General features: G+C 37.8%; 19 protein-coding genes and 3 pseudogenes. 11 read left to right on the top strand and 11 right to left on the bottom strand.

Annotated elements, in window-relative coordinates:
• Nucleotides 1–297: 297 nt before the first annotated feature.
• The 5 genes from MCS_RS07595 (at nucleotide 298) to MCS_RS08790 (ending at nucleotide 7,382) form a co-directional block, all read left to right on the top strand.
• Nucleotides 298–1,491: an MFS transporter gene (locus tag MCS_RS07595; RefSeq protein ID WP_004857242.1), complete on the top strand. Its 1,194-nt coding sequence runs from the start codon at nucleotides 298–300 to the stop codon at nucleotides 1,489–1,491.
• A gap of 870 nt (nucleotides 1,492–2,361) precedes the next feature.
• Nucleotides 2,362–3,537, top strand: coding sequence for an MFS transporter (locus MCS_RS07590; protein ID WP_024864288.1), 1,176 nt, complete (start codon nucleotides 2,362–2,364; stop codon nucleotides 3,535–3,537).
• Between the two features lie 626 nt (nucleotides 3,538–4,163).
• Nucleotides 4,164–5,528, top strand: a complete 1,365-nt coding sequence (locus tag MCS_RS07580; RefSeq protein WP_004857236.1) for an MFS transporter — start codon at nucleotides 4,164–4,166, stop codon at nucleotides 5,526–5,528.
• A gap of 1,169 nt (nucleotides 5,529–6,697) precedes the next feature.
• Complete coding sequence (locus MCS_RS08795) at nucleotides 6,698–7,180, top strand: hypothetical protein (protein WP_245256364.1); 483 nt, start codon at nucleotides 6,698–6,700, stop codon at nucleotides 7,178–7,180.
• 13 nt (nucleotides 7,181–7,193) lie between these two features.
• Nucleotides 7,194–7,382 (top strand): abortive infection family protein, encoded by a 189-nt coding sequence (locus MCS_RS08790; RefSeq protein WP_004857232.1) that lies wholly within the window; start codon nucleotides 7,194–7,196, stop codon nucleotides 7,380–7,382.
• Nucleotides 7,383–7,953: 571 nt separating this feature from the next.
• Here the strand turns inward: MCS_RS08790 and MCS_RS08870 are convergent.
• Nucleotides 7,954–8,125, bottom strand: a pseudogene (locus tag MCS_RS08870) (transposase domain-containing protein); the annotation flags it as partial.
• 625 nt (nucleotides 8,126–8,750) lie between these two features.
• Between MCS_RS08870 and MCS_RS08865 the strand changes: the two are divergent.
• The 3 genes and pseudogenes from MCS_RS08865 (at nucleotide 8,751) to virB11 (ending at nucleotide 12,602) form a co-directional block, all read left to right on the top strand.
• A complete protein-coding gene (locus MCS_RS08865) occupies nucleotides 8,751–10,376 on the top strand; it encodes a TrbG/VirB9 family P-type conjugative transfer protein (protein WP_342210409.1) in 1,626 nt (541 codons plus the stop codon).
• A 24-nt stretch (nucleotides 10,377–10,400) separates the two neighbouring features.
• Nucleotides 10,401–11,537: pseudogene (gene virB10 / locus MCS_RS07565) on the top strand (type IV secretion system protein VirB10).
• Nucleotides 11,538–11,549: 12 nt separating this feature from the next.
• Nucleotides 11,550–12,602 (top strand): P-type DNA transfer ATPase VirB11, encoded by a 1,053-nt coding sequence (gene virB11, locus MCS_RS07560; protein ID WP_004857222.1) that lies wholly within the window; start codon nucleotides 11,550–11,552, stop codon nucleotides 12,600–12,602.
• A gap of 207 nt (nucleotides 12,603–12,809) precedes the next feature.
• On the opposite strand, the gene MCS_RS07555 is transcribed toward virB11, so the two are convergent.
• From MCS_RS07555 to MCS_RS07535, 4 genes and pseudogenes are all read right to left on the bottom strand, one after another.
• Nucleotides 12,810–13,139 (bottom strand): hypothetical protein, encoded by a 330-nt coding sequence (locus MCS_RS07555; protein ID WP_004857219.1) that lies wholly within the window; start codon nucleotides 13,137–13,139, stop codon nucleotides 12,810–12,812.
• A 355-nt stretch (nucleotides 13,140–13,494) separates the two neighbouring features.
• Nucleotides 13,495–13,611, bottom strand: a pseudogene (locus MCS_RS08505) (antitoxin VbhA family protein); the annotation flags it as partial.
• A gap of 36 nt (nucleotides 13,612–13,647) precedes the next feature.
• The gene (locus MCS_RS07540) at nucleotides 13,648–14,259 is read right to left on the bottom strand and encodes a hypothetical protein (RefSeq protein WP_004857217.1); all 612 of its coding nucleotides are present in this window, start codon (nucleotides 14,257–14,259) and stop codon (nucleotides 13,648–13,650) included.
• A gap of 349 nt (nucleotides 14,260–14,608) precedes the next feature.
• Nucleotides 14,609–15,124 carry a hypothetical protein gene (locus tag MCS_RS07535; RefSeq protein ID WP_004857214.1) on the bottom strand — a complete coding sequence of 172 codons (516 nt, stop codon included), beginning with the start codon at nucleotides 15,122–15,124 and terminating at the stop codon, nucleotides 14,609–14,611.
• 864 nt (nucleotides 15,125–15,988) lie between these two features.
• Between MCS_RS07535 and MCS_RS07530 the strand changes: the two genes are divergently transcribed.
• Nucleotides 15,989–16,345 carry a helix-turn-helix domain-containing protein gene (locus MCS_RS07530; RefSeq protein ID WP_004857210.1) on the top strand — a complete coding sequence of 119 codons (357 nt, stop codon included), beginning with the start codon at nucleotides 15,989–15,991 and terminating at the stop codon, nucleotides 16,343–16,345.
• A gap of 101 nt (nucleotides 16,346–16,446) precedes the next feature.
• Here the strand turns inward: MCS_RS07530 and MCS_RS07525 are convergent, their stop codons facing one another.
• On the bottom strand, nucleotides 16,447–16,770 hold the full coding sequence (locus MCS_RS07525; protein WP_004857207.1) for a hypothetical protein: 324 nt from the start codon (nucleotides 16,768–16,770) through the stop codon (nucleotides 16,447–16,449).
• On the bottom strand, nucleotides 16,767–17,459 hold the full coding sequence (locus tag MCS_RS07520) for a ParA family protein (RefSeq protein ID WP_004857205.1): 693 nt from the start codon (nucleotides 17,457–17,459) through the stop codon (nucleotides 16,767–16,769). The genes MCS_RS07525 and MCS_RS07520 overlap by 4 nt, the downstream gene beginning before the upstream one ends.
• A gap of 284 nt (nucleotides 17,460–17,743) precedes the next feature.
• Here MCS_RS07520 and MCS_RS07515 point away from each other — a divergent pair, with 284 nt between their 5' ends.
• Together MCS_RS07515 and MCS_RS07510 are read left to right on the top strand one after the other, a co-directional pair.
• The gene (locus MCS_RS07515) at nucleotides 17,744–17,995 is read left to right on the top strand and encodes an AbrB/MazE/SpoVT family DNA-binding domain-containing protein (RefSeq protein WP_004857201.1); all 252 of its coding nucleotides are present in this window, start codon (nucleotides 17,744–17,746) and stop codon (nucleotides 17,993–17,995) included.
• Nucleotides 17,992–18,390, top strand: coding sequence for a type II toxin-antitoxin system VapC family toxin (locus tag MCS_RS07510; RefSeq protein ID WP_004857195.1), 399 nt, complete (start codon nucleotides 17,992–17,994; stop codon nucleotides 18,388–18,390). The genes MCS_RS07515 and MCS_RS07510 overlap by 4 nt, the downstream gene beginning before the upstream one ends.
• Before the next feature lie 221 nt (nucleotides 18,391–18,611).
• Here MCS_RS07510 and MCS_RS07505 read toward each other — a convergent pair whose 3' ends face one another.
• From MCS_RS07505 to MCS_RS07490, 4 genes are all read right to left on the bottom strand, one after another.
• Nucleotides 18,612–19,265: a recombinase family protein gene (locus MCS_RS07505; protein WP_004857191.1), complete on the bottom strand. Its 654-nt coding sequence runs from the start codon at nucleotides 19,263–19,265 to the stop codon at nucleotides 18,612–18,614.
• A gap of 157 nt (nucleotides 19,266–19,422) precedes the next feature.
• Complete coding sequence (locus tag MCS_RS07500; RefSeq protein WP_004857186.1) at nucleotides 19,423–19,899, bottom strand: TIR domain-containing protein; 477 nt, start codon at nucleotides 19,897–19,899, stop codon at nucleotides 19,423–19,425.
• A 118-nt stretch (nucleotides 19,900–20,017) separates the two neighbouring features.
• The gene (locus tag MCS_RS07495) at nucleotides 20,018–21,214 is read right to left on the bottom strand and encodes an RNA-guided endonuclease InsQ/TnpB family protein (RefSeq protein ID WP_004854278.1); all 1,197 of its coding nucleotides are present in this window, start codon (nucleotides 21,212–21,214) and stop codon (nucleotides 20,018–20,020) included.
• On the bottom strand, nucleotides 21,211–21,834 hold the full coding sequence (locus MCS_RS07490) for an IS607 family transposase (RefSeq protein ID WP_004854276.1): 624 nt from the start codon (nucleotides 21,832–21,834) through the stop codon (nucleotides 21,211–21,213). The genes MCS_RS07495 and MCS_RS07490 overlap by 4 nt, the downstream gene beginning before the upstream one ends.
• Between the last annotated feature and the right edge of the window lie 56 nt (nucleotides 21,835–21,890).

The raw sequence follows: 21,890 nt of genomic DNA, 5'->3' as shown, positions 1-21,890 counted from the left end.
TTTTACTTCTTCACACAGAAGTCAAAGTGAGCACGATACACGGATACTATGTATCGCCCTCATATTGCAATATCTGCAAGCAAGAACGCATGCAACACTTTGCCGAGGATAACTACAAATGAACTTGTATCCCCACAACAAAAAACTGCTCCTCGCAGCAAATGGACAGAGTACTTGTTTTAATGAGAGTAATAATTTATTATTGTCTTACTTTATCTTCTGGGAAAAGAACACACCTTAACGGTAAATCTTCTATCTTCCAGAAAAATTGAGCATGTCAGTGGGGAGACATTCTAATTGGTAAAGCAGAAATCTATTATTCTCGCGCAAATTGGCGTTTTTCTTGTTTTAGCCCTTAGCAGCTTTGCTGATGAAACAGCTCAAGTTACATTTGCTTTACACTTAACAGAAAGCACAGCCTCTATTTCAAAGCTCCTTTTTGCAGGGATTATGGGTGCAATTTGCGCAGGACCAATTGCACCACGACTCTTGCATCGGCTTAGCACAGCTCGAATAGTTTCTGTCATTTTATTACTTGAAGCAATATTCATAGCCATAGCCGCAATCGTCAAGCACTTTTGGGCTTATATTATACTTTCTTTTGCACTGGGTTGTACTGGATCAATCTTTTGGTCTGCAATTCTCGTTTTTGTACCAGAACTCGCAAAAAATGATCACCAATTAGACCACATAAACCGCATTATCCAAACGGTGCGTAATCTTGGTTATATTATTGGTCCACTTCTAGGAAACATGTTATATGGTCTATCAAACGGGCAACAAGGATTATTCGTATTTTCAATAATAGTTCTCTGTGCCGCTCTTATCGCCCCATTCTGTTTTAAAATATTTAAAAACTATTCCGAAGAAATCAAAACATCACAAAAAACCCCAAAAGGGCTAGATTTAGTGGGCCTATTGCGTAAAAAAAATGTTCTCTGTGCAATTTCTCCACTCTTCATCACCATCATCCTCACCTCTGCTCTCAACGTATTATCGATTGTCCGCATCCGCACCGATCTAAACTTAAGTGCTGAGGTTTATGGAATGGTTACAAGCATGGTAAGCCTTGGCTTAGTCGTTGGTCCACTCTGCTTCTCCAGCCTTTTCCATCACTTTGGCAATGCCGCTGGTGCGTCACTCGCTGCGACAGTCATTGGCTTTGGAATTTTCTGCTTTTCCTTAACACACATCGTGTGGTTGATGATGCTTTCGCTTTTTATCCTTGGGATAGCCAATGGCGTACAAAACGTTCTCATGGCAAGTTTTATGATAAAAGCCATCCCCAAAGAACATAGAAACAGCCAAATTCCTGCTTATATCTTTATCATACAAACATCCATATGTATTGGCTTTCTAGGAGCAGGCTTTGTTCAAGTGCATCATACCCAAAACACTCTCTTCATAATCGGTATAGCTACAATGATCACAGGCATTTTAGGTTTTGTATTGAATAGTATTGTGCAAAAAAAGGAATTTTATGATGGTTAGCAACAACAGCCGTTTTCTTCTCACATCATCAATTGCAAAAAACGTAAACTCCCATCTCCACTCAAGCAATACACTTTGAAAGAAAATATGCAGCACTGAAACAGTGATTTACGAAACTCCCTCAAAATACAACACCATATATTTGATAATTTAACGATACTTATACGGAAATTCCATAGGCAAAAATAAAATTACTTTTTTCATCTATAGCGCAGTTTTTCTTTCTGAATTTTTCTTTATCGTCCCTCTTCTTGGAAGATTTTTTCTCATAACTACCGCAAATGTTACTGTTTATCTCGTTAGCGCGATAATCCTTGAAAACATTCTCATGGTTACCACAACGGATATATTGGAGAAATTTTATCAGAACATAAAGAAGAAAATAAAGCCCCTCACTCTCTCAAATAGGATCATGCCAGACATATATGACTTTAAGGAACTTGCAACAGCTCTCTCTTTAGATAAGAATAACTAAGAATTACAAAATATGGAAATAAATCCTCAACCCACTGGAGTACAAATCGGTAAAGCATTCACCTTCACTTTTAACACGAATATCTACAAAGGATTTTTAGAATGTGCATAAAAAAATCTGAATTATTTCGAAAAGAATTGATATCCAAAACCTATGTATATCAAATACTTCTTTATGCAAAACAACAGAAAACTTTGAGCAGATGACCTTGAAACACGCAGTGCGCAAACAAATAGTTCTCTCCCCATACGTCTTACAGGAAAAAGCAATTCTCAACTTGAAAGACCAAACTGCCTGTATTGGCATTTCACGCACCACGGGATAAAATTTAGAAATGGCTTTGTTAAATGCACTTTCTGAAGCGGACAAAATCAATATTGTAGTAGAACAATTCGATGCTACGTAAACTCTTTACTTTCAAGACAAGCATACAACTCATCCTTATAACAACTTTACTAAGTAATGTTGGAATATTTATGGTTGTTCCTTTTCTTGCGATTTACTTAAACAAGCTCCATTCTCTCAGTGCGATAGAAGTTGGTACCATTATTGGCATAGCTTTCTGGTGTCAAAGGGCGGGCTCTCTCTTAGGAGGAATACTTTCCGACTATGTCCATACCAAAAAAACAATGCTTTTGGGCTTAGCAATACGAATACCAGGCTATCTCATCATTGGTTTTACGCATAATTTTTATATTCTGCTTCTCTCTTGCGCCTTTATTGGGCTAGGAAGCAGTATATACCTTCCTGCTGCGAAATCGTTTTTAGTAAAAAATGTTTCTATCGCTGAAAAGGTTGACGTTTTAGCAACAAGAAAAATTTTTGCTAATATAGGAGTTGCGAGTGGTCCATTGATTGGAATGCTAATTTTTAAAATTCTTCCTCCCTTGTTATTTAGTTTGGTTGGATGCATTTTTTTTGTGTTACTCCTTCTCAACTGTGCATTAAAAGAAAATCCTGATACCAACATAGGTAATAAAATACACTTTTCTGATTTTAGCAAACTGCTCACCAACAAAACCATGCTTAGCATTGCGCTTTTTATGTTTTTGTTCACTTTTTTTTACATACAGCTCGAAATCACCATACCTCTCTTTAGTGAACAAATTTTTGAAGGAAGTGCTACCGCATACATTTTTGTATTTAATGCATTTGTTGTAATCTTTTTCCAAATACCTGTTTCCAGATGGTCCTGTAAAGAAACCACGAAAACACCAATAATATTATCCTTTGTTTTGTTTGCGCTATCATTCATCATTTTACACTTTCTTGCGCATTCTTATTTTTACTTCTTTTCAGCAATCATCATTTTTTCCTTTGCCGAAATCATTCTCCAAATACGTCTCGATTACAATGCAACCAATATAGATGAACGCTTAATTGCTAGCGCATTTGGCATCATGAGCTTGTCCAGTGCTTTCGGAGGCATGGCGGGAAGTTATCTGGGCTCCCTCTTATCCAACCAAGAATTTTTTGGATTATCGGTTTGGCAAATCTTGAGTATTGCCTCTCTCAGTGTCGTCCCCCTCTCTCTGCTCATCTTCAAAAATTCCAGCAAAAAGCTCAATTGATGAAAAAGCATTTTCTCCTCTTCAACCCTCATTATATCAATGATTGATTGCGCATAACGCAACAATATCGAGATGACAATTTCAGACAAGCCTACAAATACCCCCCTCTCCACTTATATGAATAAAGACTCTCTCTTTCTTTTCGCTTACCACAATGTATCTTTTACGAAAAAACGCATCAGTGCCATTCATAGCAATAATAAACAGCCATAGTCACCATAACATTGACGCTCCCATAACTTTGCTCCCAAAAGCTCTTCCACAAGTATCAGAACTGTCCAGATTTTAAAGGTTAAAAACATTATCATGAAAAGCAATGGAACGAATACAAAATAAATACGCAATGCATTTATTTCTTTCTGATAATGCAGAGTATCCTTTCAAATTTTCAAACATGCAGAGTGAGTTGACGGCGAATAAACTCCTCGATAAATTCATTGAGATCAGCTTAATCGATGATTTTATTTTGGAGGAAGAGAGATTGTATACAAGGAAACCATCGACACTTCCAAATCACATTCATCCCAAGATCAGAACCGCAGTCATCACAAACACATGTTAATTTAGACTCTGTGATTTATGGAGTGGAACCAATATTTTAAAGAGTATCTGTAGGGAGCATAATCATGCAAAAGGTGGATTCCTATACCAAATCAGAAAGGTATGTCATATATACCGTAATTATTTCCAGCATACTCCCCTTGCTGGACGGAAGCATTGTCAATGTCATCCTTCCTAACCTTGCGCATTATCTTTCAGTGGGGAAAAATAATATACAATGGGTTGTAACATCCTATTTTCTTGCCACCGTACCAGGATTGTTGATAGCAACTTTTGTGCAAGGAAGAATAGGTATCAAAAGAACTTGGTTTCTTGCAAGCTTCATTTTTATGCTTGGATCACTGGGGGTAGGATTAAGCTATGATTTTCCAACCATTATATCTACCCGTATCGTTCAAGGTTTCGGAACAGGTCTTTTGCTACCCCTTAGCCAAACCATTATTGCTTTACAATTTGGGCAGACACGGGTGCGCCAAGCCATGGGCACCATAGCTGTACCAACAGTTTTCGCTCCTGCCTTTGGTCCGCTGGTGGGCGCCTCGCTTGCTCAGTATGTGTCTTGGCGTTTGTTATTTTTTATCAATATTCCGCTCATTTTATTGGCGCTCACCAATGGAGCAAAACATTTAAAGAGCAACGAAACAGTAAAAACAAAATTTAACTTATTTGCATTTTTAAATTTTTCCATATCACTTATTTCGTTTTTCTATCTTACAGAAACCAGAAATATAAAGAACAACACCTCCGTATATATCCTAGCACTTATAGCGATGATATCTCTCATAGTATTCATTGTTTCTAATCAGAAAGCAAAAAACAAATTAATCGTCTTTAGCGGATTTCAAAATGTACGCTACACGTTGCTCATGATAATGGGGCTTATTGCTTCATTTCTTTTTTATAGCTTCCTCGTTTATTTCCCACTAGCCGTTGCCATGGAACAAGCCCATGAAAATAGCCTTCTCATCATCGGCGCAGTCCTTGCTCTGCAAGGGGTAGGTGCATGGATCGGAAGGAAATTTATTTACCAGAAATGGAAAGAAAAATCTCCCTTTTTCATGATAGGAATTGGTTTGGTGATATCAAGCTTTGGGTTATTATGCTTCGGCTATAATATAAGCATGGATGGGCTAGGATTCTTGCTAAGAGGCATAGGGCTTGGCATCACCACCATTGTCTGCCTTTCCGCCCCCATCCAATATGTCAATAGTTTATACGTCAAAGATACGGCCGTTATCACACGCATATTACAGCAAATAGGTGGAGCCTTGGGGGGTGTATTCGCAGGCTTTCTGTTACATTTATTGACGGAGGAACACCTTTCCCTCAATCAAACATATGTCATATTCTTCATATTCTCTATCTGTGCATTTTTACTGTTTTGCCTCGCACTCTCCATATCGCGTAAAGAGAATAATTCCGATTTATGATATACTTCGTTTGAACGCCTTCTCAATAACATTGGCAAATGCTATAGCATTTTCCCCTGTTGAGAAATATCAACACGCTGGGGCTTTGCGCCCCAACCTTTATCATTCTACGAAAGTACACTGAACCATCAAGCTCCTTAAGCTCTAAAATTAGGCATACTCAATCACTTGTGGTATTTGTAACTTTTTGATACCTTTGTGCTCTTGAATACCTCTCAAAACCTCTTGAAATATGGGATTTTCCGATGGTGTTCTTTGGAAGTGTCCACGAAATTAAGCCACGCGTTTCAATGCGAGATGATAGCTCCATAAGCACGATAACAGGCACCCCTACAGCATCAGTATAGAATCCCACCCCCTAAATCATTTCTGCCACGTACCGCGATGTAAAAATAGCACCGTGCTGCAAACTTGGTGATGTTATTCACCCCATTTAAACCTCCTTGAACCGCTATGATTTCATCATGGCAACAGGTTCAAATGAAGATGAAGCGACAAAAACATCTGGTAAAGCAGTATTTTCTCTCCATTTCATTGTTAACTGTAATAACAAATCTCTCCCTCTTTAATGGGAAAGAACTTTCCCCTCAAGGAGGAAAGTTTTTAAAATATTGATACACTATGAGATACATAGCCACTGTTGAAATTCTTGTCACAACACCTTCCTTATTGTCATGTCAGGGATTATGCGCATTGCCTGCTTCCTCCTCTCCAATAAACAATCTGCCAATAAAGAATGTTATTGCAGTTACAATAATACAAAATTATACTTCTATTCTCATTCTATATTTTTCGCATTATCACACATTATCCACCCCCTTCACTGCTTCCCTGTTATAACAATGAAAGGAGAAAAAATTTAAAACACAATATGGCATTTTTCTTTCACAAATCTTATATAAGCCACGAAATTGTTGCGCGGCCTTCTATGCAAAGTCAGGCAATAAAATCATACTCTAAAAATCACTCCTGCAATCATTGAACTGCTTCCTCCAATGTTTGCGTATCATTATAGTCATCACGAGTTAAATGACTTGTTTATTGCATCATTTGCTCCTCCTGAGATTCCAGTAGATTCAAAACCCGGTAAAGTTAAAGCATGGCTACGTGCAATCAATGTGGAATGCGAAGAACCGCTTGAAATCCTTGGTAACTTGCTTGGGAATTTTTTGGAAAAAGAATATTATAACCCAAATCCAAGCGGATGCAATCCAACATTAGATGAAAAAATTTTACAGTTACAAAAAGATAAACGTACAGTTTTAGAAAAGTTAAAGGAGTATGACTTGGGATATCAGCGTGGAGGATATATTATCAAGAATGAGCTGACCTCCACACAAGAATTGCAAAAAGCTGGTCTCCTCTCTACAGAAGAGCTACAAAAACGTATTGCAAAGAAAGGACTTTCAGCAGTAGAAATCGAAGTAAAAAGAGCATTAGAAAATATAGAAAAAGATCCAGGGGGGGCACTTCTATTTGCAGCAAATCTGTTGGAAGCCTCTTGCAAAGCTTATCTCGACCACCATTCTATCCCATATGCAGAAAACGCCCGTAATAATCTGTCCGCTTTATGGAAACAAGTCGTTAAGAAAGCCAAGATCCATCCCGAAGATATGAAGCAAGAAAACTTAAAAAAATCAAGATCTAGATGAAAATGGCTTAAAAATGATTGCATCTGGTCTGTATAAAATTGTGGACGGTACTATGCATTTAAGAAACAAAAAAAGTGCAGCGCACGGACGCTTAGAAAAAGATTTGGAACTAATCAATCTCAAACCTCACCATGCGCGCTTAACTTTTAATGCTGCACATTCCCTCTCAATGTATATCTTAGAGCTCATGGATCAGCCATAATAGAAAACTTTAGAAAAAACGTACCCCGACTACCAGCATCTGAGTGTGTTCCTTCTTAAATTCTGATAAAAAATAGTTCTATTCTTACATGACATAGCCATTTTCTTTTTACAGACATTCTGCCATCACCATAATATTTTACCCTGCTTCAATTCCCCTCTAGGTTAAATTATGTGGTCCTTTTACACACTACAGCTGTACAGAGTTTTTCTTTGTATTACGAATAAATATGGCAATGACCACATTGCCATAACATATCTCTTATAATGGAGGTTTAGTTTTTTTCTCTATTGATAACACGCAATAATTCTATACCGTGACAAAATCAATTGAGTTGTTACGCGCATTTCTCCCTTCCGCACTGCCAGCTTCCCTTCAGCCTCAGTACCAAAAGCTTCCAAGGCGAAAATCTGCGCTCTAAGAGGCGTAGAAGGATCAAATAAGGATGGAGATTGTGGTCAGGAGATGGTGTGAAGATGAGGATATGTATATGCGGGCTGTACATAGGATAAGGCAAGAGATACTTTAAAGAGAGAGAAGCTGAATTTTATACGCTCCAATGCATTTATATTGCATAAATCTTGGCAGCAACATGTGCTTTGAATTTTGTTAAAATCCAATTGCGCGCTTTCCGTAATTTTCAGGCTTGGCATCAGGCTTATTGCCCGTATATGCCCCGCACAAAAAGGATGTTTGGAAATCGCTTCTGCCAGATCACGCCATGCTCGCTCAATGGGTTTAGAGGGAAGAAGGCCTTCCCTACCCCGCTTGCATCAGAGGGGCATGATGTTTAGTAGCATGCCCTTATTATTCGCTATTGCGTTCTTTTACGCGGGGGGAAGACATACTGAACCATCCCAGAGCGCTCACCATAGCTCTGCGCGCATTTACGCACTAGTATGTTTCCTCCTGCTTTCATTTTCAGAGAGTTATGATAGTTTTTTTCCAGTATAAAGAAGGGGTTTTAGATTTATCGGTTTAGAGGGAAGAAGGCCTTCCCTACCCCGCTTGCATCAGAGAGGTATGATATTTAGTAGCATGCCCTTATTATTCGCTATTGCGTTCTTTTACGCGGGGGGAAGACATACTGAACCATCCCAGAGCGCTCACCATAAGGTCTTGGTGCGTTTATAAGCTACTATGTTTCTTTCTGCTTGGGATAGTGCTTCAAGGGCGAAGTACAGTGTAAAGGAGGTAATATGAGGGTCGCAAATCACGCTCCTTGTCACCGGTATAACTACAATGATAGCAGGCATGATAATCGGTATCATCACCATAATCATAGGAATATTAGGTTTTATGTTTAATAGGGCGTTGCAAAAAGAACAACCGCACCACTTCTATCGAGAATAGTGGTATACGAGCTGTCTGATGTTTTCCGCCCAAATGGTCAATGCTGGAGATCGTGCTGGCTCACAAATTCTAGAATTGGATGATGCACTAGATGATCTTGAATCCAACCGTTTTGTTTTAGGCGAACATCACTTATCCTTGGCGGTCTTTGCTGATACACCGCAAGAGCTTGCAGATAATCTTGCCAAGGCGCGTTCTCATCTTACAAATGGCGGCGCCGTTGTTGCACGGGAAGATTTAGGGCTTGCTGCTGCTTGGTGGGCACAACTGCCTGGAAACTATGCCTATCGCACACGCTCTGGTGCGATAACAAGCCGCAACTATGCAGCCCTTTCTCCTTTTCATTCTTTTCCGGTTGGAAAAATAGATGGCAATGTGTGGGGACCAGCGGTAGCCTTGATGAAAACCTCTGCCGGATCACCTTTTTATTTTAACTTTCACTTTGGCGATTTAGGCAATACGTTTGTTTGTGGACCGTCGGGTTCTGGGAAAACGGTTATTGTCAATTTTCTCTTAGCACAACTTCAAAAGCATGATCCGAATATGGTCTTTTTTGACAAAGATCGGGGTGCAGAACTTTTTGTCAGAGCGGGCGGTGGCACCTATATGCCGCTAAAAAATGGCAAGCCGACAGGGATAGCACCGCTAAAAGGCTTAGATTATAACAATCCAGCAGATAGAGTGTTTTTACGGCAATGGATTACCAAACTTGTTTCTGCTGAGGGCCAAAAAATTAGTGAATCAGAAAGGCAAGATATTGCTGCGGCGGTTGACCAACTTGCCCTATTGCCCAAAGAACAACGGACAATTTCTGCCTTGCAAATGTTTTTTGATACCACCCATAGAGAAGGCATCTCTGGGCGTTTAGAGAGATGGTGTAAAGGCAATGCCTTGGGGTGGGTTTTTGACAATCCTGATGATGATATTGGCATTGATGCAAAATTTATCGGTTATGATATGACGGATTTTTTGGACAATGAAGAAATTGCTCATGTTGCCATTGGCAACAGCGTGGCATGGGAAGTTGCTCCAGCAGGCAATATTCTTTTCCTCAAAGCACGAGAAGTTCAACCTATTACCAATCTCCAAGTTGTCACCACACGCCGTGATGGCTCAAAGCGGTCTTATCAATTTGAACTAACGGTTAAAGATGGAGATATTTCAACGGGACAAGATACGTATTTCCTTGTGAAATTTCGCTATCCACAAGACGAAGCAGAACAAAGAAGAATTGAAGGACTCTTAAGTCAAGCAAGAAAACAAGCACAACGTATTGATGGAGTCTTTGATACTTATGAAAAATATGGACCACGCAATTGGGCTTATACCGCTCAAGGTTCTGTAACTCTTGAACCGTCATCCGTATATGACAATGGAAAAACAATAACATTTACTTTCCCCGATAATCAAGAAATTCCAGCCATTTATATTATAAGTAGTGACGGTACAGAATCCCTCGTTCCGAAAACCACAAATGGCAACATGGTCATTGTTCATGCAATTGGCTCCAGATTCACTCTAAGACATGGAAAAAATGTTTTATGCATTTTCAATGAAGCTTATCAACGCCAAGGCATAAATCCAAAAACAGGAACAACTTCACCGTCTGTTGAACGCAAAATCGCATCAGATCTTCAATGAAATAGAAATGAGGGGAATTAACATATGAGTGATGAAGTAATCATTGAAGATCGAGGCGTTATTAACGATAACAGAAATAATATATCCAAAACATTTGGAGCAAAAATATTTGTCGTGATAATCTTTGTAGGATTTTGCGCTTATGTGCTCTGGAATATCTTCTCAACCCCAACAATAACAAAAGACACGGCAAAATCTCATAAAAACCAAACGCAAAACTTTAATAATTCGCTCACACCTTTAGAATTAGTTCCTTCTACTCCACAAGCAAAAATTGCTCAAATTACATTACCTATACCAACAGAAACACCTAAAATAACGGTTAAAAATGATCCACTACTTGAAGCCGCACAACGCTCTCCAGTTTTAGCCTTTACGAATAACTCCAGATCTCACTCAGAGCAAATAAGAAACAATAATTATAGTAGTACAAATGAAATTCCTAATGAGAATTCCCAAAATTTTTCCGCACGTTTACAACCTACACGAATAGAAGGTACAAGAGCTGGAGTCATTGGGAATAGAAACTTTATCATCGCCATGGGAACATCTATTCCCTGTATCTTAGAAACGGCATTAAACAGTGACCAACCTGGCTTTGCAAGCTGCATCATTAACCGTGATATCCTCTCTGACAATGGTCGCGTTGTTCTGCTTGATAAAGGAACTCAAGTGGTTGGTGAATACAGAGGAGGTATAAAACAAGGATAATCCCGCCTCTTTGTCCTTTGGACAAGGGCAAAAACACCAAATGGTGTCATCATCACTCTTGCTTCACCAGCAACCGATAGTTTAGGTAGAGCCGGTTTTGATGGCAACATTAATACGCATTGGTGGGAACGCTTTAGTTCCGCTTTGCTGCTTTCAGTTGTTGACAGCGCTACAACAACACTAACAAATAAAATGAAAAGCAATTCCAAAACAGGCGGCTTAAACAACTCTGGAGCAAACAACATAGGAAAAGATGCTGCCAGTATTGCCCTTGAAAATCAAATCAACATTTCCCCTACCCTAGAAAAATTTCAAGGGGAACTCGTCAATATTTTCGTGGCCAGAGATTTGGACTTTTCATCCGTGTATAAACTCGCCGTCAAAGAAAAAAGGAACGGCCTTTTTCCTCGCTCTATTCCAAGAAATTTCTTTCACCATTCTCAAAGGTAGCACAAATAAATTATGGCCACAGCGAAAAATACAGAACGCGCTTCCATCGTTTTAACGAAATTAAAAATATTAGAGAACTATCTGAATGACGACAATTTATTCGAAATTGTTATCAATCGCCCTGGTGAAGTGATCGCTGAAGGTCCCAATGGTTGGCAAACCCACATCCTTAAAGATTTAACATATGGTGAATTAGAAGGGATTGCAAAAGTCGTTGCGGCTTATACAACACAGAAGATTAGCGTAGAAAATCCAGTTCTCTCCGCAACACTGCCCAACAATGAACGCATACAGATTGTTATGCCTCCAGCAGTCGCACCAAATACAATCAGTATGACAATTCGTAAACCTTCATCACGCACTTTTTCTCTTGAAAGTTTACATGAAAACAGTCTGTTTTCTGTCGCCCAAAACACCAGTTTCACCTCCACACAACAAATGACTGAACGGTTATCCGAACTCTCTGATACAGAAAAAGAGCTAACAGATCTCTTTATCGCTAAAGATTTTTGCACCTTTTTAGAAAAAGCCGTTATTACACAACAAAATATATTAATATCGGGAAAAACCGGTTCAGGGAAAACAACCCTCTCTAAAGCTTTAATTGCAAAAATCCCTGACTATGAACGAATTCTCACCATTGAGGATACTCCAGAACTTGTCGTTCCGCATGCAAACAAAGTCCAACTCTTTTATTCAAAAGATAACCAAGGCTTAGCAAAAGCAGGCGCAAAAGAACTGCTTGAATCTGGCTTACGCATGCGCCCCGACAGAATGCTTCTACAAGAGCTGCGTGATGGTACAGCCTTTGACTACATCCGTAATGTCAATTCTGGTCACCCCGGCTCCATTACCACCGTCCACGCCTCAACAGCACTTGCAGCCTTTGAACAAATGACCCTTTTAGTAAAAGAAAGTGACGGTGGTGGTAATTTAGCACGCGATGATATCCGCGGCTTATTAATCTCGATGATAGATGTCATCATCCAATGCAAACGCCTCGAAGGAAAATTTCGTGTAACAGAAATCTATTACGATCCTTTCAAACGCCGTGATGCCTTTTAAAAAACACAAAGTCAAGTAAATAAACATAAAAAAAGCGAAGCTGAAAAGCAACTAAACTATAAGAAAAGGTATCTCTCACAACATTACATCTGCGCCAGAAATTTACCATCACTGGTTACAAAAACTGAAAACGTAGCACAATCTAAAGACTGTGCACCTTGTTATACAAGGTGCACTTCATCTATCAAGACTATCTCCCTACATCTATCACTTCCGCTTCAAAGTGCATTCTAGCATTGACTGCCCCGGAATATCTACGCAACGATCTCTAAATCCAAGATCTGCAGCAAAACCATAATGCCTTTCACTAACTTGAAATCTGTCATCGTAATACGAAAATTCATTCTTTTTCATAGGAATCAAAATTCTATAAAGGAGACCTATCGCCTGTTGTCCTAAACCTTCTATTTCTGCATATCTTTCGTGTTTTGCAATGTTAGCTACAATCCTCTCCTTATGCGCCGAGCTACCAGCATGAGCAGTTAGCACTGAAGAAGAGAAGGTAAACAAAGCAGCAGCTAAAATAACATATCTCATAGGATAAATCTCCTTATAAAAAATAAATATAAACGGTTTCTGCTATCAAATAAAGCAGAACCACTCTTTGTATTATATACATTATGTATTATACGAATCTACTTTATGCACATTTTGGTTACAATTGTCAAATTTATGTTATAATTATCCCATTTTATTAACATACTTTATTTTTTCCTTATCTAAACCCCTAATAGGAGTACTATCAAATTCATAAGACCTTATATAAGCAAAAGCAGACTCCAGACTCCTTAGTGTGGCTTGGTCTTTAATACCAAGCCGATTATACATCACACCAGTTTTAGGATTAGTATAAGGATCACCGCTTCCCTTATACTTCTCCACGTTTTACCCGTTACAACAAATCTTTGATTACATCTCCTGTTTCGAGCTCTCCGATAATAACACGTTCCATTTGTTCAATGACTTTTGAATCTGGTTCCAGTCCCTCTAAACGTTGACTTGCCAACGCATTTTTAGCAGCAAGTTTCTAATGGTTTAAATTTTTTTACCGTGTAACATCTTTTGACTTTATTTGTGCTATCGCATTGTTTTGCTCTTCCACATATCTCTGTTGCAAAAATTTAACAGCCGTTTGAAACTTGTTCATAAGTTTTTTATCCTGAGGCTTGTTTTGGGGTATTGCTTTTGACAAGTCAAAGTCTTGTTTATGAATAGCATTTTGGCCAAAACGCTTATCTAAAGCACTTTGAAGCTTTGAAAATTCTTTATTAACTTGCTCTGGTATCTTTGAGTAACTTTCACGGCCAGTTTCAACAGCTTTCATAAAAGCCACAGCTTCTTTTGAAAGTGAGAGTACCTCAACCTTCAATTGCTCACGCTCACGGGGAACCCTATCCATATATATCTCATAAGAATTTTTATAAAAGGATTGAAGCTTTCTAACAGTAGAAATGACAAGAGGAACATTATAAAATGCTTCTTTACGCTCTCTCCCTGCTGTTTTAAACTGATCTATGAGGCGATCTGAACCACGCAACTCACCAGCTCTATCGGGCGCTTTATCTAAAATATCGGGCAATTTATCGCCTTTACCTGCTAAAATCGTTTGTTCAATCTTAAGTGCAGCAAACTGAGGATCTTTGTAGACGGACTTCAAACAAACGTTTAATTCTTTAAAGGTATTAACATAAGATTTTTCATTTCTAAGAGCACTTTGTACCTTCTGTTCTAGAAAGGCAAATTTTCAATATCTTATGTAATATTTTATAAACGATAGAAAACACTCTACGCATTATGGTTATTAAAATTGATTGTTTGAATTTGGATTTTTCTCTTTTGTATTTAATTTATTAGTAGATAGAGTGTGCATGACCCCCTCCAATATTTTTATCTATAAAACGCTCTATACCTACATAGATAATTATTTCAATTTTATGATTTTTTTAGCGTTTAATGTAACATACGGTTTCTTTCTTTTTAAAAAACAGGCGTCCCCGCGCCATTACTTACGCTGCTTTTTCACTAATTGCATCATTACTACAAACATCATCACGAAATGTTTTCTTTTCCTTAAGAGCAGCATCGCCATAAACCTTGGCATTGCCATTAACCACGCACTTGCCATAAACCCACCCCTTTTCACGAAACCACATGGTACCACTAACACAGGCATTATCAAAAACCTTAGCATTGCCATAAACGTGAGTATCACGACCATAAATCTTGGCTTTATCACTCACTATAACATTACCATAAACTTTAGCATCATCAGCAACAATGGCTTCATTACGTATTTTTGCATTTTCACTAACAATAGCACCATATGAAACAATCGCATTGTCATAAACCCAGCAATTGCCATCGTGTGAGAGGTTATCTTCCTTTTCAATAAACCCACCTAGATCCCCCGCCTTTACATCATCAAAATCCCTTAATGCTCGGATGCGATAAAAGTGTTTAGGTTGACGTGTATCAGCATCGTAAACTTGTTTGGTTTCATTTGTAAATTCATATTTTTTCATTTGAATATTTCCTTAACGTAGTTTTGAATTGACACCCTATAAGGGTATCGGGCGCTCAAAACACGGCGTTAAGTCCGTTGTTACACTTTCCCCATAAAAGAGTATTATATGGTGTAACTACACCCGACAAAGTCATTATACACTTTAACACGTATAAAAGACAGTCAGTTTTAAAGGCTTTGGAAAGGTTGTTTCGTAACCTATCCGCTTAACGATAAGTGTTTTGATCACTTAAGTATTAATATAGCAAAATACCCATTTATTGTCAACTATTTTTTGGCATTTTTTATAATATTTTCAAATATTTATCTCATAAAATAGCTTATAATTTTTATCTCTTTCTTTTGTAGTATATGCCCCTAAAAGCTCTCCCTTCTAATCATGATTTCGGAGCCGCGTGAGATGGACGAAACAAGACGTTAGGTTCTTTGTCAAGGACGCCGTTAGGCGCCATGTAATGGTTTCCTTGACACTAAGAACCAAGACTTGTTAGTCCTCTCATTAAACGCGGATCTGATTTCATGATTTTGGTGAGCGTTCCGGAGAGTTTGAGAGGCGGATAGCCTCTCATTTAAAAATAAAGTTTGTAAATAAAAACTATTTTTATTTGCCAATCTCCTGAAATTACTTTATTGGTAAGCGAATGTTTTGGTCGTATACGCAACGATCAATATGGGTTTGAAAGCCCTAAAGTTTGAACATGAAAATTGAACCCGTTTTGCGGGCATTCCCGGAATTCCGGGAGCTTTTGTTATGTCCAGGTGCTCTAAGTACTAAAAACAAAAGGCTGACTCAAACTTCAGTTCTTTCAACTCCCGGAATACCAATGCGAGGGCGCTCGCACCCGGTCGGGGGGAATTTAAAGTGCAAAAAAAAACTCCACATTTAAATGACGTTTCTGTAGGAGAAAAAATTCGCTATAGAAGAAAGTACATGGGGATTTCTCAGACAGAATTAGGAAAAAAATTAGGAGTAAGCTTCCAACAAATCCAAAAATATGAAAACGGCTCAAATCGTGTAGGAGCTAGGCGTTTGCAGGAAATCGCTAACATACTAGATGTTCATATCTCCTTTTTTTATACCGATATTTCACAAAAAAGAAATATTTCATACCCTTATGATGAAGGGATTTCCAGTAAAGAAGAATACTCCCTTTTAAGAGGTTTTAGACAACTAAAACCTAAAAAACAGAAAGCAATTTTGTGGTTGGTTTCCGAATAGAAGAACGCTTTTTAAATTATATTACATACAGCTATCTTCTCTATTCATAAGAATATTTTAAATATTTATTACGTATTTTGTACGTAAATAATAAATAATCACTATTTATTTTGTATGTAATTGTTATTTACGTAATTTTCAATAAGACGATTAAGAAAATCACCACCATCTTCATTGAGTTCATCAGCTAAAGACCAAAAACTATCTCTTACTGTTGGTTCAAGTGCAAGCGTTAATCGTGCTGTTTTTAAACTACGCCGTCTACGTCCACTTCCACTAGCATGTTTTGTTTCTACGCTATGACGTGTCGTAAAACCATTTTTTTGACCTATCTTACCTAAATCTTGTTCATTTACTTTTTGCGCTTTTGTAAACGGTTGTAAATTTTCAAAATTGGGTAATGGAATTTCAGCTCTTTTTGTCATGCTACTTTGTCCTTTAATAAATTTTCATTATCCAATACCTTCACAACAGCGTTAGCAAAAACTGTTGCATTTTCTTGTGCTGCTTGAGGATTATTCACATCAGAGGATGATAAATCAAAGAGAGACCCCCCTATTTGAAAAAGAGCACTAAAAGCTCCTCTTTCAGTTAATGAAGCAGGTAAAATAGGAAGATTAGCTTTTTCTAGCGTTTTCTCTATATGCTGTCCTTCGCGACTGTTTAAGGTATTGGTCATAGAAAATACGATACGAAAAGGTATTTCTCTTTTAAAAAACTGACTCTGTTGTTTTATTAAAGCAATGATCTTTCCTATCTGATCTCCATCAAGTTGTTTTTTTCTCATAGGAACCAAAACTAAATCCGCTCTCCCTATAGCAAAAGAAGCCGCAAGATTAGCAGAACCTTCAAGGTCAACAATAACAAATGGAAACTGTTCTACAGCATCATCAATGCAAGAAACAATATTCTGTTCTGTAATGTCTCCAGAAACTTCTATATTTTTGGGCATTGTATCTACAGATCTTTTCATCCATGTCACAAGTGGTTGATTTGGGTCTGCATCAATTAATTTCACCTTAGATCCGGCTTTAGCAAAAACGTTAGCTAATACTAATGCCATTGTGGATTTTCCAACACCACCTTTTGTTGAACACATAGTAATTACAGGCATTAAGATATTCCTTATTCAATGAATAAACACTAAATAAATAACATTTATTTATTACATATTTATTAAAACTATAAATAATTATTATTTATTTTGTAAATATTTATTATTTACGTACAAAATACGTAATAAATATTTATATCTTGTTAATTTCAAATCAGGTATAATCGGGTGTGCGCATTCCAGTATGCAAACGAGTTTATTTCACAATTTCGTTTCTTAAGAGTAATTGATTTTTACATTACTTTTATATATATTAGATAATTATATAATAAGAGGAATTTTTTATGTCTTCATTAACAGTTACAGCAAAAGGACAAATTACGCTGAAGCGGGATTTACTCCAGCACCTTGGTGTTAAACCAGGTGAGAAGATTGACTTTGATAAACTACCAGGTGGTGAACTTCGTATAAAAGCGTCACAACCCACAAGCACTATTGAGAGCTTTATTGGACGATTTTCTGGAAAACTAAAAAAACCTCTAACCATTGAAGAAATGAACGAAATTACAGCTTCTAGTTGGGCTGGAAAAAAATGAAGATTTCTGTAGATACAAATGTTCTAGCTCGTGCTGTTTTACAAGATGATAAAGAGCAAGGGGAGGTAGCAAGTAAGATTTTAAGAGAAGCTTCTCTCATAGCTATTTCTCTACCTTGTCTATGCGAACTTGTTTGGATACTTCGCCGAGGTGCAAGACTATCAAAAGAAGATGTAGCTGGAATGTTACGCGATCTGCTAGCAACCAGTAATATAGTAATGAATAGACCAGCTGTTGAAGCAGGGCTTGCTATTCTAGAGGCTGGTGGTGATTTTGCTGATGGAATTATATCTTATGAGGGAAATTGGCTAGGTGGTGAGACGTTTGTTTCGTTTGATAAATTAGCAATAGACCTGTTAAAGAAAAACGGACAGTTAGTAAAACTCCTTACTTAATGAGTGAGCTAATACCTATAAAAGAATAAGCTATAGATGTGGATTTTCCAACACCACCTTTTGTTGAACACATAGTAATCACAGGTATTAAGATATTCCTTATTTAGCGAATAAACACTAAATAAATATCATTTATTTATTACGTATTTTGTACGTAAATAATAAACATACTTCAATGCGTCACGTCATGGAAAAGAACTATCAACTTGGCGCAATTTATCTTAATTTTCCAATGTTCTTGGCATGGTAATGATAGGCTTTATTTTCGTAAGCTTGATGTTTTTACGTTCAATAAATAAACGTAAGGTGTTCACACTAACTCCTAATGTCTTAGCAATACGGCTCTGTGATAAACCAACATTTATAAATGCTTGAATTTCATCAATGTGATTGTCCAGCTTTAATTGCGTAGCTTTACTTCCTTTTGGCCGGCCAAGTTTTATTCCTCGTTGACGAGCAACATTTAAGGCTTCTTTTGTGCGTGTTTGAATTAAATGCCGTTCAATTTGTGACACCATACCCAATACGTTTGCAATGATATCACTTTGTAAACTTCCATCCATGATAAGGTTTTGTTTCGTTATATGTACAATTAAACCACGTTCACTGGCTGCTTTGAGAATTTCTAAAACAGCAAGAGAAGAACCAGCTATACGAGAAAACTCCGGTGTGAGTAAAACATCACCACATTCAGCCTTTTCAATTAAAGCACCAAGTTTACGCTTACGCCAATCTTTTCCTCTACTTGCAATTTCTTCCTCAATATGAAGTGGTGCAAAGCCATTTTTGTTAGCATATTCTAACAATCCAAATTTTTGATTTTCTGTATCTTGTCCATCACGAGAAACACGTAAATAAGCATAAAATTTTGGCATTTTCAGTAAAAAGGTTATTTTAGATTAAAACTGATATATTATTGCATAGAAAAAATAGGAATTAAATATACAATTTTCGTTCATAAAAAATGATCGTTTTTTCTGATATTGCAATTTATGACGTTTAAAATGACACTGTGCGTATTTTGCGTATACTTCATGCAAAGCAAAAATTTTCGTAGTTAACTGTATCTAAATTGAATCCGGCTGCGTTTAATAGTTCAACAAGTTTTGGGAGCGTCTCTTTTACATGTTCATTAAAAGGGATGTAATTGATCCCTTCATAATCTAAAGGCACTTCAGTATCTCGTTTTTTTAAAATAGCAAGATTTCTGCAAGAAATGGCAGAAATTAACATACCCATTTTAAAAATAACATTTTGATTAGCGCGCGGTTGTGCGTCTTTTTTACCAGCAGATTTTGCATAGCCAATGTCATCGGGAGTAAGTAGCACAATACCAAATTTTGGAGAATTAGTTTGCATACTAATTTCTTGTTTAAAATGCTCAATGGTAGTTAAGTCATCACTACTAGTAAATTTCAGAACGTATGGTTCCAATCCAAGCTTGAAAAGAATAAGTTCGAGCTGTTCTAAGGCAGTCTGATCATTATAGACAATAAAAATTTTAGGCATTTTTATATCCCCCCATTGAGTTTCAGCATTCTCTATATAGCTATATACAACACAAATGTACAAGAGCTCTTATTTTTTCCCCTAAGCTCTCCGTTCTATCAAACTTATGTAAATGTGATCATTTCTGATTAAATATACTGTTGATTTCCTGCTTCTTTGAGGCTGGTTTCACCAAAGTCACAGGACATTGGCCAGAGCCTTCCTCTCCACAGGCTGATACGGTGGAACTCACCGCCAAGTTTTTTAAATTAATCGCGGCATTAATGTCTCGATTATGGTGTGTACCACAATGAGAACATCTCCACTCACGTATGTTAAGAGGCAATTGTTCAATCTTACATCCGCAATGATGGCAGATCTTACTGCTCGCATACCAACGATCTGCAATAACAATCTGTCGACCATAACGTGCCGCCTTATATTCCAATTGACGGCGAAACTCGAAAAAACTTTGATCTGCAAGGGCACGCGATAAATGCTTATTTTTCAGCAAGCCTTTTACATGAAGATCTTCGAGACAAAATGTACCAAAACGCTGAATTAAATCTGTTGTAACCTTATGCAAATGATCTGTTCTGATATTACTTATCCGTGCATGAAGCTTAGCGAGTTTTTGTTTCTCCTTATAACGATTGCTCGAGCCTTTTTGCTTACGGCTTAGCCTTCGTGATAAGCGCCGTAAACGATTTAGCAAAGCCTTATAAGGTTTAACGCCTCCTATGGTTTCTCCTGTCGAAAGCGTTGCAAGTGCATTGATGCCCAAATCAAGACCAACAATAGCTTGGTTCTCGCTCAGTGACTCTTGATTATCTGTTTCAACGCTAAGACTTACAAACCACCGATCCGCTTTACGGCTAATGGTTGCTGACAAGATCTTTCCTTGAAATCGCAATTGTTCTCGCAGACGAACCCAACCAAGTTTGGGAATTCTTATCTTGAAACCTTGCAACTGTATTTGATCATTGGTCAAAGTAAAACGATCGTGCACTCCTTTCTTTCTAAAAGTGGGATATCGGCTTCTCCCTGAAAAGAAATTCTTAAAAGCCACACCCAATTGAATAATTGCCATTTGTGGAGCATTTTTAGTAACTTCCATCATCCATGGAAATTGTTCTCGTTTTAGAGAATTGAATTGTCTACGTAGCGCATAGTCATTAGGCTTTGGTAAATTATTATCTTTCTTCCATGCTTCATATTGCTGCTGCCATTCCTTCAGTGCCCAATTATAAGCAAAGCGCGCGCAACCACTGGCTCGAGCCATGTAGCTTCGTTGCTTATTGTTTAAGTCTAGAGCTATTTTGTGAGCAACAATCATTGCGATGCCTCTACAGCTTGACGAACATTCTCTAATAACCTTTGATTTTTTCTCGAACGACTTCCATAAAGACGAGCACTAAAGACAGTAATAATTTCTAAAACATCTTTGGCTAAATCTTCTTCAAAACTGCTTTCTTCCCCCTGATTGAGAATGACAACCTCAACTTGTTTGGCTTCGCAAATGGCGAAAACCAATTCTGCACCAAAGCGCAATAAACGATCTTTATGCGTAATCACCAAACGACCTATCTCATTTTCAATGAGAGCATCCAATAAACGTTTAAGACCCTTTTTACGATAATTCATCCCTGACCCTAAATCAGAGATGAGTTCATAAGTCCAACCTTGGCTTGCGCAATAAAGCTCAAGAACCTGTTTTTGTCGCTCTAAATCGTCTTTTTGATCATGGCTCGATACACGCGCATAAGCAATGGTTTTTCTTTGTGACAGTTCTCTCGAATGAAAAAGCTCAGGCCTAAGCTTGGATAGGTCATAACGGCGGTGTCCTCCTGCCGTATGCTCAGAAATAATTTTGCCTTCACCTTCCCAACGGCGCAAAGTGCTAATCGAAACACCCAAAACTTGAGCGGCCTTACCTATCCCAACAAATCTATCCATAATGTATATTATTACACAGATATAAATAGATTACAAGTAAGCTGTTAAAGCCCCTT

This window comes from Bartonella doshiae NCTC 12862 = ATCC 700133, from assembly GCF_000278155.1.
Classification (GTDB): Bacteria; Pseudomonadota; Alphaproteobacteria; order Rhizobiales; family Rhizobiaceae; genus Bartonella; species Bartonella doshiae.
This window is presented reverse-complemented; position numbering and strand designations above follow the sequence as displayed.